Source organism: Treponema sp. OMZ 790 (assembly GCF_024181285.1).
Taxonomy (GTDB): Bacteria; Spirochaetota; Spirochaetia; order Treponematales; family Treponemataceae; genus Treponema_B.
Window position 1 is genome coordinate 1,942,161 of sequence record NZ_CP051201.1, and the last position, 16,640, is coordinate 1,958,800.

Annotated in this window: 17 protein-coding genes; 9 read left to right on the forward strand and 8 right to left on the reverse strand. The window is 37.5% G+C overall.

Annotated elements, in window-relative coordinates:
• The first annotated feature begins 1 nt into the window (after nucleotide 1).
• From E4O01_RS09480 to E4O01_RS09510, 7 genes are all read left to right on the forward strand, one after another.
• The gene (locus E4O01_RS09480) at nucleotides 2-748 is read left to right on the forward strand and encodes a hypothetical protein (protein WP_253719237.1); all 747 of its coding nucleotides are present in this window, start codon (nucleotides 2-4) and stop codon (nucleotides 746-748) included.
• Nucleotides 749-808: 60 nt separating this feature from the next.
• Nucleotides 809-1,054, forward strand: a complete 246-nt coding sequence (locus E4O01_RS09485) for a hypothetical protein (protein WP_253691962.1) — start codon at nucleotides 809-811, stop codon at nucleotides 1,052-1,054.
• Nucleotides 1,055-1,138: 84 nt separating this feature from the next.
• Nucleotides 1,139-1,369 (forward strand): RHS repeat domain-containing protein, encoded by a 231-nt coding sequence (locus tag E4O01_RS09490; RefSeq protein ID WP_253691963.1) that lies wholly within the window; start codon nucleotides 1,139-1,141, stop codon nucleotides 1,367-1,369.
• A gap of 10 nt (nucleotides 1,370-1,379) precedes the next feature.
• A complete protein-coding gene (locus E4O01_RS09495; RefSeq protein WP_253691964.1) occupies nucleotides 1,380-1,994 on the forward strand; it encodes a hypothetical protein in 615 nt (204 codons plus the stop codon).
• Between the two features lie 169 nt (nucleotides 1,995-2,163).
• A complete protein-coding gene (locus E4O01_RS09500; RefSeq protein ID WP_253691965.1) occupies nucleotides 2,164-2,619 on the forward strand; it encodes a hypothetical protein in 456 nt (151 codons plus the stop codon).
• Between the two features lie 42 nt (nucleotides 2,620-2,661).
• Nucleotides 2,662-3,267, forward strand: coding sequence for a YjaG family protein (locus E4O01_RS09505; protein WP_253691966.1), 606 nt, complete (start codon nucleotides 2,662-2,664; stop codon nucleotides 3,265-3,267).
• Nucleotides 3,268-3,371: 104 nt separating this feature from the next.
• On the forward strand, nucleotides 3,372-4,055 hold the full coding sequence (locus tag E4O01_RS09510; protein WP_253691971.1) for a hypothetical protein: 684 nt from the start codon (nucleotides 3,372-3,374) through the stop codon (nucleotides 4,053-4,055).
• A gap of 249 nt (nucleotides 4,056-4,304) precedes the next feature.
• Here the strand turns inward: E4O01_RS09510 and E4O01_RS09515 are convergent, their stop codons facing one another.
• The gene (locus E4O01_RS09515; protein ID WP_253678311.1) at nucleotides 4,305-4,775 is read right to left on the reverse strand and encodes a hypothetical protein; all 471 of its coding nucleotides are present in this window, start codon (nucleotides 4,773-4,775) and stop codon (nucleotides 4,305-4,307) included.
• A 9-nt stretch (nucleotides 4,776-4,784) separates the two neighbouring features.
• On the reverse strand, nucleotides 4,785-5,255 hold the full coding sequence (locus E4O01_RS09520) for a hypothetical protein (protein ID WP_253691972.1): 471 nt from the start codon (nucleotides 5,253-5,255) through the stop codon (nucleotides 4,785-4,787).
• A gap of 165 nt (nucleotides 5,256-5,420) precedes the next feature.
• Between E4O01_RS09520 and E4O01_RS09525 the strand changes: the two genes are divergently transcribed.
• The gene (locus E4O01_RS09525) at nucleotides 5,421-7,676 is read left to right on the forward strand and encodes an ATP-dependent helicase (protein ID WP_253691973.1); all 2,256 of its coding nucleotides are present in this window, start codon (nucleotides 5,421-5,423) and stop codon (nucleotides 7,674-7,676) included.
• 3 nt (nucleotides 7,677-7,679) lie between these two features.
• Here the strand turns inward: E4O01_RS09525 and E4O01_RS09530 are convergent, their stop codons facing one another.
• From E4O01_RS09530 to E4O01_RS09540, 3 genes are all read right to left on the reverse strand, one after another.
• A complete protein-coding gene (locus E4O01_RS09530; protein WP_253691974.1) occupies nucleotides 7,680-9,419 on the reverse strand; it encodes an ABC transporter ATP-binding protein in 1,740 nt (579 codons plus the stop codon).
• Entirely contained in the window at nucleotides 9,409-11,211 is a 1,803-nt protein-coding gene (locus E4O01_RS09535) for an ABC transporter ATP-binding protein (RefSeq protein WP_253691975.1), read from the reverse strand. Before E4O01_RS09535 ends, E4O01_RS09530 begins: the two co-directional genes overlap by 11 nt.
• A gap of 147 nt (nucleotides 11,212-11,358) precedes the next feature.
• A complete protein-coding gene (locus E4O01_RS09540) occupies nucleotides 11,359-12,636 on the reverse strand; it encodes a dicarboxylate/amino acid:cation symporter (RefSeq protein ID WP_253687027.1) in 1,278 nt (425 codons plus the stop codon).
• 183 nt (nucleotides 12,637-12,819) lie between these two features.
• Between E4O01_RS09540 and E4O01_RS09545 the strand changes: the two genes are divergently transcribed.
• The gene (locus E4O01_RS09545; RefSeq protein ID WP_253691976.1) at nucleotides 12,820-14,049 is read left to right on the forward strand and encodes an aminopeptidase; all 1,230 of its coding nucleotides are present in this window, start codon (nucleotides 12,820-12,822) and stop codon (nucleotides 14,047-14,049) included.
• Nucleotides 14,050-14,167: 118 nt separating this feature from the next.
• Here the strand turns inward: E4O01_RS09545 and E4O01_RS09550 are convergent, their stop codons facing one another.
• From E4O01_RS09550 to flgF, 3 genes are read right to left on the reverse strand one after another with little or no spacing between them, the layout of a single operon-like run.
• A complete protein-coding gene (locus E4O01_RS09550) occupies nucleotides 14,168-14,758 on the reverse strand; it encodes a rod-binding protein (RefSeq protein ID WP_253691977.1) in 591 nt (196 codons plus the stop codon).
• A gap of 46 nt (nucleotides 14,759-14,804) precedes the next feature.
• Nucleotides 14,805-15,599 (reverse strand): flagellar basal-body rod protein FlgG, encoded by a 795-nt coding sequence (gene flgG / locus E4O01_RS09555; RefSeq protein ID WP_253691979.1) that lies wholly within the window; start codon nucleotides 15,597-15,599, stop codon nucleotides 14,805-14,807.
• A 14-nt stretch (nucleotides 15,600-15,613) separates the two neighbouring features.
• On the reverse strand, nucleotides 15,614-16,426 hold the full coding sequence (gene flgF, locus E4O01_RS09560; protein WP_253691981.1) for a flagellar basal-body rod protein FlgF: 813 nt from the start codon (nucleotides 16,424-16,426) through the stop codon (nucleotides 15,614-15,616).
• Nucleotides 16,427-16,640: the final 214 nt, after the last annotated feature.

The window sequence follows — 16,640 nt, forward strand, 5'->3', positions numbered from 1 at the left end:
TATGAAATATTATAGAGTAACAAGAACGTATGACCCTTTTATTATTGGAGTAAATGATGCTTCTGCACAGGTAGAAATAAGTAAAAAAAAAGACAAGTATTCATTTGAAAATAAAGAATCTGAGACTTATTTTTACAATTACGTAGATAAATTTGCTTTTGGGAAACAAGATTATTCACAACTGCTCACACTAAATAATTATCAAGTAATTGAGAACAAAAACATAAAAAACGTAACTCTTTTTAAAACCAAAAAACGGGTTAAAAACGTTGATGTAATGAGCTATCAAATTCATTATAATTGCTTTGATTTTGTATTTTCTCAAAAGTTAATCAATATCATAGACAAATATAAACTACCTATTCATAATAGAATACCTGTAACAATTGATGAGTTTGACGGAACATTCTTTTTAGTCGGTTTTCCAAAAGTTTCTGAAAAAGATTACGATTTTGAAAAAACAACATTTTATGACGATTATCTTAATCAAGAATATAGATTTAATGATATAAATGAATATAAGAATCACCCTCAATATTTTTTGCTACAACATAGACACATTGTGTTAAAATCAAATTACGAATATGATATTTTGGCAAAGTCGTATTTGTATTTCTCTGAAAGGTTAATTAACGAGATAGAACAAAATAATATTTCAGCATTGATTGTTGATAAACGATTTTCACTTGAAACACCGCGCCATATATGTACAACGATTTATTGGAATGAAATCAGAAGTAGGTATTAACCCGACAACAGGTAAAATTATATCTGTTAATCCGACTTCAACTAAAAAGGCAAGAAGATTATGCAAAGAGTAAAATTAACAACAAAGCAATATTGTTTTTTGCAAGATTTGACAAAACAATCTATAATTACAAACGTTTTCTATAAGGACAATCGTGCAGTCATTATTGAGTTATCTGAACACGATATGGATAAAATAAGAGATTTAGCATTAGATTATCTTGATATATATGGTTTTAATAAAGATTATGAACTTACAGAAACAGGAAAATTGGCGGAGGAACTGGTCGACAAATTGTATATTTAGTACCTTACGACGTGGGTGTTCGAAGGCTTTACCCCGACGGCAAAGCTTGTAAACGGTAAATCGTACAGTATTATAAGTGATTACTTGGGAACGCCTTTACAGGCAATAGACAGCGAAGGAAAACTAATTTGGGAACGAGAGCTTGATATTTACGGTAGAGTACGTAAAGAAAAAGGCGAAAAAGGGTTCTGTAATTTCCTGTATCAAGGTCAATACCTTGATATTGAGACTGAATTAGCATATAATAGATACAGGTATTACGACCCAAGTACAGGCACATACATAAGCCCAGCACCGATATGTCCTGCAATATAAATTTGATATTATGGTTAAAAAATTTCGTTATTTTTCTTTTAGTTATATTTATTTGTCTATAAATGAAATAGAGAGTATTTTAGCGTCTCTTTATAGAGAAAAAATATCGGCACATAAATACCTTATGTATAAAAATAAATTCAATACCGATTTGTTTTACATAGAAACTCCGTTAAAAGGAGGAAGGCATCTTTGGAAAGCTGCTTTTTATACTCCTAAAATTATTAATAAACCGGATAATGTAGTTATGTTTACCAATCTGGAAGATGGAGGGATTACATTGGCTAATCGGATAGCCATAGAAGGTAAATCGTCTCATATTACTTTTTCCGTATCGAATATTGATGAAGGAAAGAATTCATTTACTTATAGAGATTATCAAAGACAAGAACGTGTAGTAATGACTTTAAAAGATAATGGGAAATGGATATTTTTTGAAAGGGGGAGTAAGTTATGGTTTGAAAATGAATTATTTTACAAAAAAAGGAAAATTACCGAAAGATTTAATTCAAAAATATTATTAGAATATTGTAATACTATCGGATTGGATATTATTAACATTGATTTTTGGGAATCAAACAACGACGCATTGTTTTTAGAAGAATTAGATAAAAATCGGGATTGATTTAAGAGCTTAAAAACGTTGAAAGGCGGCACTATGGATACAAGGTTTAATAAAAATAGAAAAGAAACAGATGTAGTAAAAGAAGCTGAAAAAAGAGAGGCAGCGGAAGTTTGCGAATGCTGTAAAATGGTATTAGAATAATTAAGTATAACGGATAAAAATAAGAGTTATGGAAACAAATAAATTGAACGATTTGATAGAAAAAATAGATAAATATTGGAGAGAATATATAGGGTGTGATATTTCTTTTATGAAGAAAGAAATATCATTTATATCGGAATTTTTTCCTTTAATCGATTTAGATATTTTACCTATTTCCCAAGATGATATTGACGCTCAATTGAAAAACATAAAAGGAGACAATAATACATTCTTTAAAATATCTGAAAAATTAAATAACGAAGTATTTAGCTCCATAAGAGAGTACAAAAAGTTAACAGAGATGAGTACTCGTGAGGCAAGTTTTAGAAATTTATTATCTTGTTTCTTTATAACCGATTTTGAACCTGGCGATTTGATAATAGAATATGCTTCTTATGATTTACTTAAATTAGGTATTTCAGAAGAATTTATAATAGAAAAATTATATAAATATTTTGGCAATATAATAAATTTTAATACATAAGCTAAGACCCGATAGGGCTGGCGGGAAATAATGCTACACTGTATGCAACAACAGTCAAAAAAAGTAAAAAGAGGAAAACAGGTTGTAAATATGGATAATGCAATAATACATCAAAGAATAGAATCTTTAAATGACAGAGAAAGAGTACTTTTTGCTTTCTCAATGGCTGAACGAATGATGCCTTTATATTATGACTTGTGCAATAATCATACAGAAGTATATAATTTCAGCCATTATAAAGAATTGGAAAATCTTTTGTCCAAAGGATTCCATTATGTTAGTAGTGAAGAAAAAATAGATCCTTTAATTATTCAAAAAATAATAGATAATTGTGTTTTCATACTAACTCCTGATATGGAAGAAATAGCTACTATTATATCTGATTTGTCTCAAAAACCTCCTTTGTGTGTTGCCTATGGTTTTGATTATATGATAAATAAAGACATTGATAGTATCAATTATTGTAGCGATATGCCTTTTCAATGTTTTTATATTTGCTATGAATTGGAAGAAAATTACAATTCAATTATTGCCGGAGAAATTGAAATGCAAAAAATATTATTAGAAAAAATATTTTCAAGTGAAAGGTTGGAAAGTATAAGAGATTTCAATAAAAATAATCGGATAATTAATTTAAAAAGCTCATAACATTTCAGATATGTTATTACAATTCGGGGACGGGCGTTAACCATTTGCGGCAAAGTCCGTAAGCCTTGGAGGCGAAAGAACAAATTGCATAATAGGAGATTTAAATGAACAAAAATATTGACATTAAAACATTTCGCAAGTTGTTTGCAGAGAAAGTGTTGGAACAAATAGGCAATGAAGGCTTTGTGTATAAATCAAGCCGAGAACTGTTTATAAAAACCGAAGGGAAACATCAATTTTTTATCTTTGTATATATGTACAAACGAAGTACTTTCATAGAGATACAAACACAAATATATTACGGGGATAAATCAATGAATAAGGAATTAAAAAAACTTGGAATAAAGCCTGATAACGAAGAATTGTGCGGAGGAAATATCGATTATATTTCGGAAAGCTATTTTAACAAAAAATTTACTGAAAAATATAATAATTTAATATTTATGCTTAATGAAGCCCCTAATTGCGTTATAAAAACTTGGCTTGAATATTATGAAAGCATTATGAAGCCGTTTTTTGAGGATTGTTTAGACCCCCAAAAGCTACATAACATAATAAACAGGAAAATTGAATCCGCAGGATTTGCGGTTACCTACGCTACTCGTATAGAGAAATTCTATTTTGTTGCTAAAAATGCGGGGTTACAAGGAGATGAATTGCAAGAATTAATAGATCGATATGAGGATATAGTAATTGAAAGAAAATCGGAAACTGATTACACCCTTGAATATCATAATACCTTTTATGTATTAAAAGAAAAATTATTTGATAAAAAAATTGAAAAATAACGTCATTAACAATGGTTATCCCGGACATTATGGATGGGAATTTTTAGGTTATAAGCCGATAAGTAATTTATAAAAGAACGTTTGCAAGAAGAAAATATCAATCAGAATTAAAACCCGCCTCAATCGAAGCGGATTTTTTTGCTTTAAGGGGCAATCTTACTTGTGTTGCTCCTTTTTATTCAGAGTGCCGCTTTTCAGAATGTTCCGTATAAGGACGGGCTAATCGGTTTTGACTTTACGTCCGCTAACTTAGGTCAAATCTTCAAACTTATAGGTTTCTTCAGCTGTGCTAAAATAATAATTATAGGTTTTAAAATTTTCAACACTTATTTCCTGCTTGGACGGACCGTAAGTAGTGGTAACGCGCCTATACAATATACCGGGGCGTGTTTTTGAAAAACTCGACTCTACAATATGAGTGCCGGGTGTAACATAAAAGCCTCTATTTAGTTTTTCCGTAAAGAACAAGGGATAATCCCCATCGACGGAAATGATTGTAAGAGAATGAAAAGCTGCAGCAGCCATTTTAACTGTCGAGTTTGTTTTATTTATATAAACTTTTACCGCATTGGGGTTTTCTTTTAACCATGTGCTTACGCGGTTTTTTTGCCCTTTCATTTTTAACAGTATAAAAACCATGTACACAATAAATAATATCGGTATGACAAAAAAATACCACGCTGTACCCGCCGAGCCGAGAGTTTTTATAGTTTCTTCCATTTTTTTCTCCTAGTTTGATTTATCCTGTTCTTTTTCTATTTTGGTAACCGAATCGCCAATATTTAAATCTTCAAGCATTTTTTCAAATTGGTAGCGGCCTAAAAGTTCACAGTCCACCTTTTTTTCCTGCCCGCCGTTTTGCGTGATGTACAAAAAACAGGATGTGCTTATCGCCATGCCCCCGCTTCGGGGAACTTGTGTTATAATTTCGGCTCTAAGAGAAATTTCATCGCGGTTAAACGTAGTACTTGTTTTGCCCTGCTTTACAGTCAGTGTACTGTCGCTTACTTCGATAGAAATAATATTTCCTATAATTACAAGCCATGCATAGGCTGCAAGCACAGCAAGGAAAACAACGGCAGCAAGCAGAGTATTTTTTAATACAAACTCCGTTATCAGCGCAATAAAAAATGCAGCCGCCAAACCATAAAGACAATTTAATAAAATCCGATGTACTTTTGTTTTATATATCCTTTTCATAAAAATAGTATAGCATGTTTTATTTACGGTGTCAAGATATTTTTTAAAATTATAAAAAAGCCTCCAAATCTTTCCCTTGTACAATCCATAAAAACGTGCTACAATGCAAAGCCTTAAATAACCTTCGCTTAGCTGAAAGGTTTTTGATTTTTTTGGAGGATTGTTTTGGCTCAACCGGATTATTTAAACATTCTAAATGAAGAACAGCTCGAGGCTGTCAAGCATCAGGGTTCTCCCCTTTTGATTCTTGCGGGGGCCGGTTCAGGAAAAACACGGGTTATTACCACCAAGATTGCCTACCTCATTGCCGAGCACAACATCGAGCCTGAACGCATCCTCGCCGTAACCTTTACAAACAAGACAGCAAAAGAAATGTCCGAAAGGGCTTCTCATCTTGATAAGAGGGCGGAAAGAGCAATGCTCCGCACCTTTCACTCCTTCGGAGCGTGGATCTTGCGCATGTATGCGGAATGGGCAGGGCTTTCACATAATTTTACAATCTATGATGACGATGATGCCCTTTCTCTTTTGGTACAGGCCTCCCCTGCTCTTACAAAAAATGCTGCCCGCGGCATCATCAAAAAAATTTCGCGGGCAAAGGATTATTGCCTTCTCCCCGATGACCCTCTCTTGCAGGAAATAGATCCTAACCCTGAGTTTGCAAAAATCTACGGCGAATATCAAAAGAGATTAAAAGAAACAGGAAACGTAGACTTCGGGGACCTTATCATGATTCCCGTTATGCTCTTAAAAGAAAACCCGCAAATCAGAGCCTCTCTTCAAAACCGTTTTTCTGTAATCATGGTCGACGAATATCAGGACTCGAACATAGCCCAATTCGAATTCTTAAAAGTTCTCACGGGAGAAAACACCTACATCTGCGTAGTGGGAGATGACGACCAATCGATCTACCGTTTCCGCGGAGCCGAGGTTCAAAACATATTAACATTTGCCGATACCTTCAAAAACACGAAGATAATAAGGCTCGAAAAAAACTACCGCTCATACTCGGAAATTCTAGCGGTCGCAGATTCCGTCGTAAAAAAGAATACGGGCCGGCTCGGTAAAACCCTCGTCGCCGAAAGAGGAAAAGGGCAAAAGCCTCACATTTATTTTTTACCCAATCAGGAAACCGAAGCGGAACTTTGTGCCCGTCTCATATCGAAGGATGTTGAAAACGGAGGGGCCTATTCCGACTGGGCTGTCTTGTACAGAACTAACGCCCAATCCTTAAATTTTGAAACGGATTTTTTACACAAAAAAATTCCATATCAGGTTATAGGAACCTTAAAATTTTATGAGCGTGAAGAAATAAAGGATGCCCTCGCTGTCCTTGCCCTTATCTCTAACGGAAGGGATGAGGTAGCCCTGAGGCGCATAATAAATAAGCCCGCCCGCGGCGTGGGAGAAATTACACAAAAAAAACTCATCGATCTTTCAAGAGAACTTATGTTTTCTAAAAAAAGCGATGAACTCGGACTTGAATCCAAGGACGATTATATATCGGCCATGTCAGCCCTTTTGGATTCGGCCTCCCTCACAAAAAAAGCCAAGGAGGGCCTAAAAAATTTTTTAAACACCATAAAGGAATTACGCAGCATAATAGAAGCGGGCGACATCTTTTTTAAAAAAGAAGAACCTAAGGGTGAAGGCTTGGCACCTTTTATATATGAGATTTTAAAACAATCGGGCTTTGCCGAATACTATGAATCGGTTGACTCGGCTTCCGGAACTCAAAAAACTGCAAACTTAAACGAGCTTGCAAACACGGCCTCTCTTTACGATTTTTCGGTAAAGGGCTTAAACGAATTTTTAGAGCACATCGAACTGGATAGAAGCCTTGCCGACAGCGGCGAGCAAAAAGATTCCGTAAACCTCATCACCATTCATAACACAAAGGGTTTGGAATTTAAAAACGTAATTATCACGGGGCTTGAAACGGGAGTCTTCCCTCGCGATAACGGAAACTTTGATGAGCTTGAAGAAGAACGAAGACTAATGTATGTAGCCTGCACCCGTGCAAAGGACGCCCTCTACATGACAAGCTGCGCCTCGCGCCGCCTTTACGGAAGCCTGACATTTACCCAACCCAGCCGCTTTATCTTCGAAATAGACCAAAGCCTTGTAAATATCTCTGAATCCTCGTCCTCTTATCCAAGTTTTTCAGGTTCATCTTTTTCAGGCGGCTTCGGAAAACAAATCAAGCCTGAAGATTTCGGAACAAAAAAAGAAGAACACCCCCTCCTTTCCGTATGGAAGAAGGGAGAAAAAATATACCATGACGATTACGGCTACGGGGTAATAGTAAAGGCCGATGCTTCAAGCGGAGAACTCGTAGTAAACATCCAATTTGAAACCGGCCTTATAAAACGCTTTATGCCCGAATATCAGGCAAACGATATGACAATAATAAAAGAGTAAGTTCTATTTTTGCAGTCTGTACCATTCGGCGTATTTGGAATTTAGGGCAATCAGTTCTTCATGAGTCCCCGACTCCAATAATTTGCCGTCATCAATTACGTTTATTATGTCGGCATTTTTTACGGTAGAAAGCCTGTGTGCAATTATCAGTGTGGTGCGTCCTTTCTTTAAAACTTCGATTCCTGCATTTATAAGTTTTTCGGTTTCGGTGTCGATGTTTGCAGTAGCCTCATCTAAAATTAAAATTTTAGGATCGCGCACCATGGCTCGGGCAAAGCAGATAATTTGTCTTTCACCTTCCGAAAAGTTTTTTCCGTTTTCGTTTACTTCCGTATCCAAACCCTTTTCTGAGCGTCTTATAAGATTTATACCGCCCACAGCTTTTAAGGCTTTTTCGCAAGCATCTCTAGTTATAAAAGGATCATTTAAACTTATATTGTCAAAAAGGGTTCCGGTAAAAAGATAGGGCTCCTGCAAGACCACTGCAATTTTTGAGCGCAGAGTTTTTAATTCGAGAGAGCGTATATCCTCCCCGTCAATTAAAACTTGCCCGCCGGAGTTTTCATAAAAACCTAAAATCAAATTCATAATTGTAGATTTTCCGCAGCCGGTTTTTCCGACAAATGCCATTGTCTTTCCGTCTTCCGAAGTAAAATCAAGCCCTTTTAAAATGGGAGTATCTTCCCTGTATCCGAACTGGGTGTTTGAAAATTTTATATTCCCCAAGGGAGAGTGAGGAGCGCCGTTTGTTCTTTCATGTTCATAATTGATTATCTCGGAAACTCTTCCTGCCGCAACAAAGGCATTTTTGTAAATGTTCATCTGCATAAACAATTTTAAAAAGACATCGGTTATTTCTTTGTTATAGCTTATAACGATTACAAGAGTACCCACAAGAAAATGAGCTCCCTGAAAATGCAGATAACCGAACACGCCTAAAAGCGCTGCATAAACTAAAGTTCTGATTCTTGCAATAATGTTCCACGAAAAAAGAGCTGAAAGTAAAAGCATTTTACGCTTTGCTTTATATGCCGGAAGATTAAATGTATCGAATTCTTTTTCTATTTTTTCTTCGGCACAAAAGGCCTGCACAGTTTCAATAGAGTTAATGCTTTCGTTAAAAAAACCGCTTAACTCTCCGATTGAGCTCCTGTGATCCCGTGTCGGCTTATCGCTCTTTTTTAAATAGTACCGTGCAAGAAAATAAACAACCGGCAGATACGCAAAGCTCGCTCCGAAAAGATAAGGACTCATAAAAGCCAAGCGGATATATAAAACGATACTCAATAAAACTACACTGAAAACTTCGCCCAAAACCAAAAAGTATAAATCGCCTACTGCATTTACATCGGACGAAAACCGGCTCATTATATTTCCCGAAGTCATTTCATCAAAATGCTTCATCTTTAAATTTAAAAGATGACCGGCCATGTCCATTTGAATATGCTCACAGGCGGTGTTGGCAATTTTTCTGAAAAGCAGGTTTTTTATGTACATCGACAAAAAGAATAAAACGGCTGTTCCCAAAAACAAAAGAGCGTGCCTAAATAAAAAAGCTTTTAAATCGATCATATTTGCAAGGTCGGCATTTATAACGTTTGCCGAAATTACGGGAAGGTATGCAGAGGATGCAATAAAAATGCCTACGGCAATAAAAGCCGCCAAAACATAAGCCTTGCAGTATTTTAAATACGAAAGAAAAAATCTGTAATTTACTTTAAGTTTTTTTGTCTTATCTTCCATCGTTTTTTCCTCCGTCAATTTTGTCAATTTGTAAATAGGAATCTTCTTTTTGTATGAGCTCCGCAGAATGGCTGTGTTGGTACTCAAATTGCTCTGCATACCAGCCGCCGGCTTTTATAAGTTCTTCATGGGTTCCTTGCTGAATAATTTTGCCTTCATCAAGTACAATTATTTTGTCTGCATGTTGAACAGCCGAAAGGCGGTGTGCCGATATAATGCAAATATTAAATGAAGAAGATTTTTTCAAGTTTTCGATAATCTTAACTTCGGTGTCCGCATCAACTGCGGAAATTGCATCATCTAAAATTAAAACTTGCGGTTCTTTAAGAAGGGCGCGGGCAAGAGCTATTCTTTGCCTCTGTCCTCCTGAAAGCATAACGCCCTTTTCTCCTATTTTTGAATCGATTCCGTTTGCAAGTTTTTCGATGTCGCTTTTTACGTCAGCCGTTTCCAAAACTTTTAGTATTTTTTCTTTTTCGATATTCTGTGTATAAAAACAAAGGTTTTCGCAGACGGTTCCCGATAAAAGTTCAGGACGCTGACTTACATAAACTGTTTTGTTTCTAAAAGAAAAAACATCGCAATCTTTTAAAGGAAGATTGTTTATAAAGATGTTTTCATTTTGAGGATACAGGCTGAAAAACTGTTTTATCAAACTTGTTTTACCGGAACCCGTTTTACCGGTAATTCCTAAAATTTGTCCTTGCGAAACTTCAAGTGAAACATCCTGCAAAACTTTTTTTTCTGAATCGGAATATGCGAAGCTGAAATTTTTAAAAGAGATTTTTTCTACCTTTTCAATTTGAGTTTTTCCGTCCATCGGAGGGAATTCGTTATTATCTTTTATAAGAGCATTTATTCTGTCGATAGCAGCTTCTCCCGATTTTTGCAGCTGCAAATAAAAACCGCTTGCGATTCCGCTCCATGCAATCATTCCGACAAAAACAAAAAATGAAACAAGATTGCCTGAAGTAATTTCGCCTGCATGAACAAGATAACCGCCGTAGCAAAACGCAATTATGATACATAGGTTTGTAATAAAAACCGTACAGGGCTGCAAAAGAGATGTAAGTTTAACTTGAGCATACAAAACCGAAAAATAATTTTTGACAATCGAAGAAAGTTTTTTTAACCTGACTTGTTCGTTCACATAACAGCGTATAAGTTTTATTCCCTCAGCAAGTTCCAAAATACCCTGATTGACCTTGGAAAATTCCGCATAGGATTTACTCGTTCTATCCTTTATTGTTTTACCCAAAGAAAAATAAATAAGAGTTATAAGCGGAATCGGAAGGACGACTGCAACGGTCAGCTTCCACGAAATTAAAACCGACATCATAAAAATTGCAACTCCGGGATAAGCAAAAGAATCCATCATCATTATAAAGCCCAAGGAAAAATAATTTTCCAGCGCAATAACATCGTTTGAAGTCCTTGCCAAAATATCTCCTGAGGTATATTTTTTAAAAAACGGCGGAGTCTTTTTTAAAACCGAAGAAAGTATTTTTTTTCTAAAAAGATAAGAAGCCTTGTTCCCCGAATTATGAATAAAAAACATGAACATGGCAGAAAAGAAATATCCAAGACAAGTGAAAAAAATTATTTTTAGCACGTATGCAATAAGAGAGCTTTGGGTCATCGTAGAATTTTTTAGCTCGTCTACTGCAAGGCCTATGTAGTATCCCGGTACAACAGTCAAAAATTCATCCGAAAGTAAAAACAAACCTCCAAACATTCTTTTAAATCTGATAGATTTAAAAATATCACCTGCTTCTTTTTGTATCTTAAACATAACTTCTCCAACTATTGTAAACTTAACTTTACAAAATAGTATAATACAGCAAGGCTGATATTGTCAATACTTTAGACATTAAAAAAAAGTAATTTAATGGGTAAGTGTCTTAGACATTACCCATTAAATTCTAATTATAAAACATAATTATTTTTTTTCTTCATTTTCAATCATTCCCGACATATCGGCAACACAGTAGGTACATACCAAGTCTCCGGCGACATTGTTCATCGTTTCAAACATATCGAGGATAGGATTGATACCGAGGGCAAGACCTACGATGACAGCTATCTGTGCCGGATCTAAATTCATATTTTGCAAAATAATGAATAAAAGCATCAAGCTTCCGCCCGGAACACCGCCCGCTCCGACTGAGGCAAGAACCGTTGTAATGACCAAAACCAAGAGGGCTGTAAACCCGATATCCGCTCCGAACATATTTGCAGCCAAAACTGCAAACATAGGCAGGTGAACGCATACACCGTCCATGTTTACGGTTGAACCGAGGGGAAGCGAAAACGATGAAAGATTATCGCTTATGTGTAAGGTTTCTTTTGCCGTTCTCAAAGATACGGGAAGAGAGGCTGCAGAGCTTCGGGTAACAAAGGCTGTCAGCATGGGCTCTCGTATCTGCATCATAATCTTAATCGGATTTTTGCGCGTCGAAATTGCAATCATTACAGGGTAAACAACAAACACCATTGCAAGAATACCTATAACAACACCGAGGGTCAGCATTACATAGGGACCGAAAAGTTTTGAACCGTATTGTGCAAAGTTTACGGAAGTCAAACAAAATACACCTATGGGAGAATAAGCCAATATCCAGTCAACCATCTTAAATACGGTTTCTTTACAAGTTTCAACAATATTTAAAAACAGTTTTGCACCTTCCTGCAATTTTACATCATTCTTTTCGGAAATTATTTTTAACGCGATTCCGAAAGCAATGGCAAAAACGATAATAGCTAAGAAGTTACCTTGAGCAAGAGCCTTAAATGGGTTTTGAAACATACCCAAAAATACATCGGCAAGAGAACCTGCGGAAGCCGGAGTAACCTCGGCCGATCCCATACTCATTAAACTTGCCCATTCGGCATGAGAAGTTCCCGATCCCGGATTAAAGGCGAGAGCAAGGAAGGATCCTACAATCGCTGCAAACAGAGAAGTAACAAAATACCAAATTATAACCTTAACGCCTATCTTACCGAATTCCTTTGTCGGTAAAGAAGCCGCACCGGAAATAAGAGACAAAAAGATAACCGGAATAACGATCATCTTTAACATAGATACAAGGATATTTCCAAAAGGCGATACCCAAGTTACATAACCGCCAACATCGACACCTGTTTGCCAAAGGACGATACCGACAACCAAACCAAGGATGAATGCTATAAAAATCATCCATACGAGCTTTTTATTCATTAGCTCCCTCCTAATAAAATTGCGAATTATTTTTATATAATTCAACAAAACTAATAATCATTCTACCATTGAACCCGTCAAACCGCAAGTCTTTTTTTTAAAATTTAATAAAGCATAAATCATTTACTTTTTATCTTTTTTATGTTAGAGTATCAAAGCTATAAATCATTTTGGAGGTCTTTAATGGATTTTAAACGCAATATAGAAAAATATGTTGAGCTTATTTTAAAAGTCGGCCTTAATATACAAAAGGGCGACGGAATTTTTGTGCTTGTAAACGAACACTCAATCGGCATGGTTCGGGAAGTTACAAAGCAGGCTTATAAGATGGGAGCCAAGGATGTTATCTATGATTTTTCGGATGATGAGATGACTCTTGCCCGCTACGCCTACGGCGATGAAAGTATTTTTAAGGAAATGCCCAAATTTAAAATCGACTACATGGAGGCAGCCTATAAAAATAACTATCACCGTCTTGCCATAGTCGCTGACAATCCCGAGCTCTTAAAAAATGCCGATGCAAAAAAAGTCTCGGAATGGAATAAAACAAGGGCCATAGCATCAAAGCCCATAATGAAATATACAATGGAAAACCATGTAAAGTGGTGCGTCGCAGCCCACCCCACTCCGGCTTGGGCAAAATCGGTCTTCCCCGAATTACCCGAAGACCAAGCCCTTGCCAAACTTTGGAAAAAGGTTTTCGATGCAACAAGGGTCAGCATGGACGATCCTGTCGCCGCATGGAAAGAACACGATGCAGCCCTAAAAAAGCATCAAAACTTTTTAAACGAAATGGCCTTTGAAAAACTTTTATACAAGGGCCCGGGAACCGACTTGGAAGTATACCTTACCGAAGGTCACCTCTGGGTAGGCGGATCAGGCAAGAGCACCCGAGGCGATGTATTTATGGCCAATATTCCGACCGAAGAAGTTTTCTCGATGCCCCATGCCTTTAAGGTAAACGGAAAACTAAAAGCCACCAAACCCTTGGCAGCCAGAGGAAGAATCATCAACGATTTCCACTTTACATTTAAAGACGGAAAGGTTGTAGACTTCGATGCCAAGGAAGGAAAGGACGTGCTTCAATCTCTATTAGATTCCGATGAGGGCGCAAGCCGTCTTGGAGAAGTCGCTCTGGTTGCAGACAATTCCCCCATCAGCAACACAGGTATCCTTTTTAAAAACACCCTCTTTGACGAAAACGCTTCCTGCCACTTTGCCATAGGAAATGCCTACAGCGAAAATATAAAAGGAGGAGCGGACTTTTCAGACGAAGACAAGAAAAAAATAGGAATGAACAATTCTATTATACACGTAGACTTCATGGTCGGAGGCCCCGAACTTTCTGTTATAGGCGTTAAAAAAGACGGAACCCAAGTCGAAATCCTAAAAAACGGAAACTGGGCAATATAATTGAAAAGTGCGAACGCCGGAAATTACGAATGTTGAACTTCGAACTTTAGCATTCGTACCTCGCACTTCGTCATTCGCACTTTGTCCTTCTCACTTCGCACTTCCCACCTCGTCATTTCTACTTTTTTCCTGAAAGCTCAAGATAGATTTGATCGGCTAGGCCGAAGCCGGCGTTTTTAGTCATGCTGCGGCCGAGCTCATCATACATCATGTCTTGGTACATCTTTCCGGCAAAGGATTCATCCCCTGCAAGGGTTTTACCTGACAAGGTGCTCCGCATCGAGTCGAGCATTATTTTTACAAAGTAGGATTCAAACTCAAGGGCCTGCTCGTAAAGCTTACTCGTTCTGTCAATCGAGTATTTTGAGTGAACCGTTTCGCCCGACTTTCCGAAGGAGGAGGCCATACCTTGAATCTCCCTGTGCGTATCGGCCGGAACGGGATTTTCTATCTTCATGGATTTTAAAATATCACCGGGAAGGCGGGTATCAAAGAGCTGTCCCGTTTTTAGGCCTGAGACGGAAGCAGAACTTTCTCCCTGAATATTTGAAATAACGGAAGAAGCTCTTTCGGAACCTCTCAAAGTTTCAAGCATTTGACCAAAATTTTGTTGAGATTTTACGGAAGACGGAATTTCTTTTTTATTTATCAAAGAATTTTTTACGTCTTCCCTTCCCGTTTGATTTATTTGTATTTTGTTTACTTCCATCTTCTGCCCTCCCAAGCCTTAACTAAAAATTATTTTTAAGTCAAACTTATCGTTTTAAACTTACTGCAGTGCCGAGCATATTGTCGCTTGTCTGGATAGCCTTTGAATTGAACTCATAAGCTCTTTGGGCAACAATCATGTTTACCATCTCGCTTACGGTTGAAACGTTTGACATTTCCAAAAACTTGTGCTCGGTTTTTCCGAAGCCGTTAAAACCTGGCCGGCCAGGAATGGCCGCACCTGAGGCAGGGGTCTGCCTAAAAAGGTTTGTACCCTCGGCTGAAAGACCTGCATTATTTTGAAAGCGGTAAAGCTCTATCTGACCTACTTCAATCGGTTCGTCTATGTCGCCGACCTTAACGGTAACACGGCCGTCTCTGCTGACAGTAATCGTATTCTCTCTATACCCTTCTGGGAAGATGATTTCGGGCAAAACGCGCAAACCGTTTGAAGTAACAAGCTGGCGGTCAGCATCTACTTTAAAAGAGCCGTCCCTTGTGTAAGCATAGGTTCCGTCATATTGAAGAACTCTAAAAAAGCCTTCACCCTGAATTGCAATATCGCTTGTTACTCCCGTATTTTGTAAGGAGCCTTGTTCAAATATTCTTTGAGTGGCGGCAAGCCTTGCACCGTGCCCCATCTGAACTCCTACCGGGGTAATTGTATCTTCGGTAGCAGGGGTTCCTGCAGTCTTTACCGTCTGATAGATGAGGTCTTCAAATTCAGCCCTCTGCTTTTTAAAGCCGCTTGTGTTTACGTTTGCCAAGTTGTTTGCAACCGTGTCGATATTTGCCTGCTGAGTGTTCATGCCTGTTGCGGCTGTCCATAAACTTCTAACCATAATTTATCTCCTATCTATCTTTTAACTGCTTCGTTCCACAACTTGGCCATCATCGTATCTTCGGCCTGAATGGATTTTTGATTGGCCTCGTAGGCCCTGTTCACTTCTATCATCCTAACCATTTCGTTTACTACATTTACATTGGAAGCCTCGATAAAGCCCTGAACCACAACGGGACGGGCCGGTCCTTCGGCGGCAATAGCCTTACCGGAAAGAGGCGTGTCCAAATAAAAGCTTGATCCGTTTTTGCTCAAATATCTGTCATTTTCAAATTCAACTATTTTTAAGCGGTCCAAATAAACTGAATCGCTTTCGGGTTCGGTAATGGGGCGTACATGGATTTGTCCGTCTTGGTTAATCTTATATTCCATGTCCTGTAAAAAGATGCGTCCGTTTTCTCCAATAACCGGATAGCCTTCCTTGGTCATAAGATAGCCTTCAACACCGACCATGAAGTTTCCGTTGCGGGTATACTTTTCGCCGTAAGGTGTTTCAACGGCAAAAAAGCCCTGCCCTTCCAAGGCCAAATCAGCCGGAGAACTTGTCTGTTTTAAAGAACCTTGTTCAAACTCGGTAAAAATCTCGTTGGTTTCAACACCGAGCCCAAGTTTTCCTATAATAGGAGCTATGTCGGTCGAACCGAAAGGATTCTTTATAACTCCGTCATCGTTCAGCCTTCTTAAAAGCAATTCGGGAAAAGACTTTTGAACTGAAACATCTCTTTTAAAACTGGTTGTATCCAAATTAGCCAAATTATTTGAAATAACATCCAACTGACGCTGCTGTGCAAGCATTCCGCTCGCCGCAGTATACCAACCTCTTACCATATAACCACCTCTATAAAAACTTTTTGCAAGGATTATCATAGCCTTACGGCTATGTTCTGTAAGGAACTTTTTTATCGTATCCGCTAAAGCGGATAGCGAATAAAATCCTGAAAAAAGTTTTTTCAAGTAGTTTTGCTATGCAAAACTACATACAATATCACGATGTTTTGTGCAAAGCACAAAACTCGTAGATGAACAGTGAGGCCGAATTTCT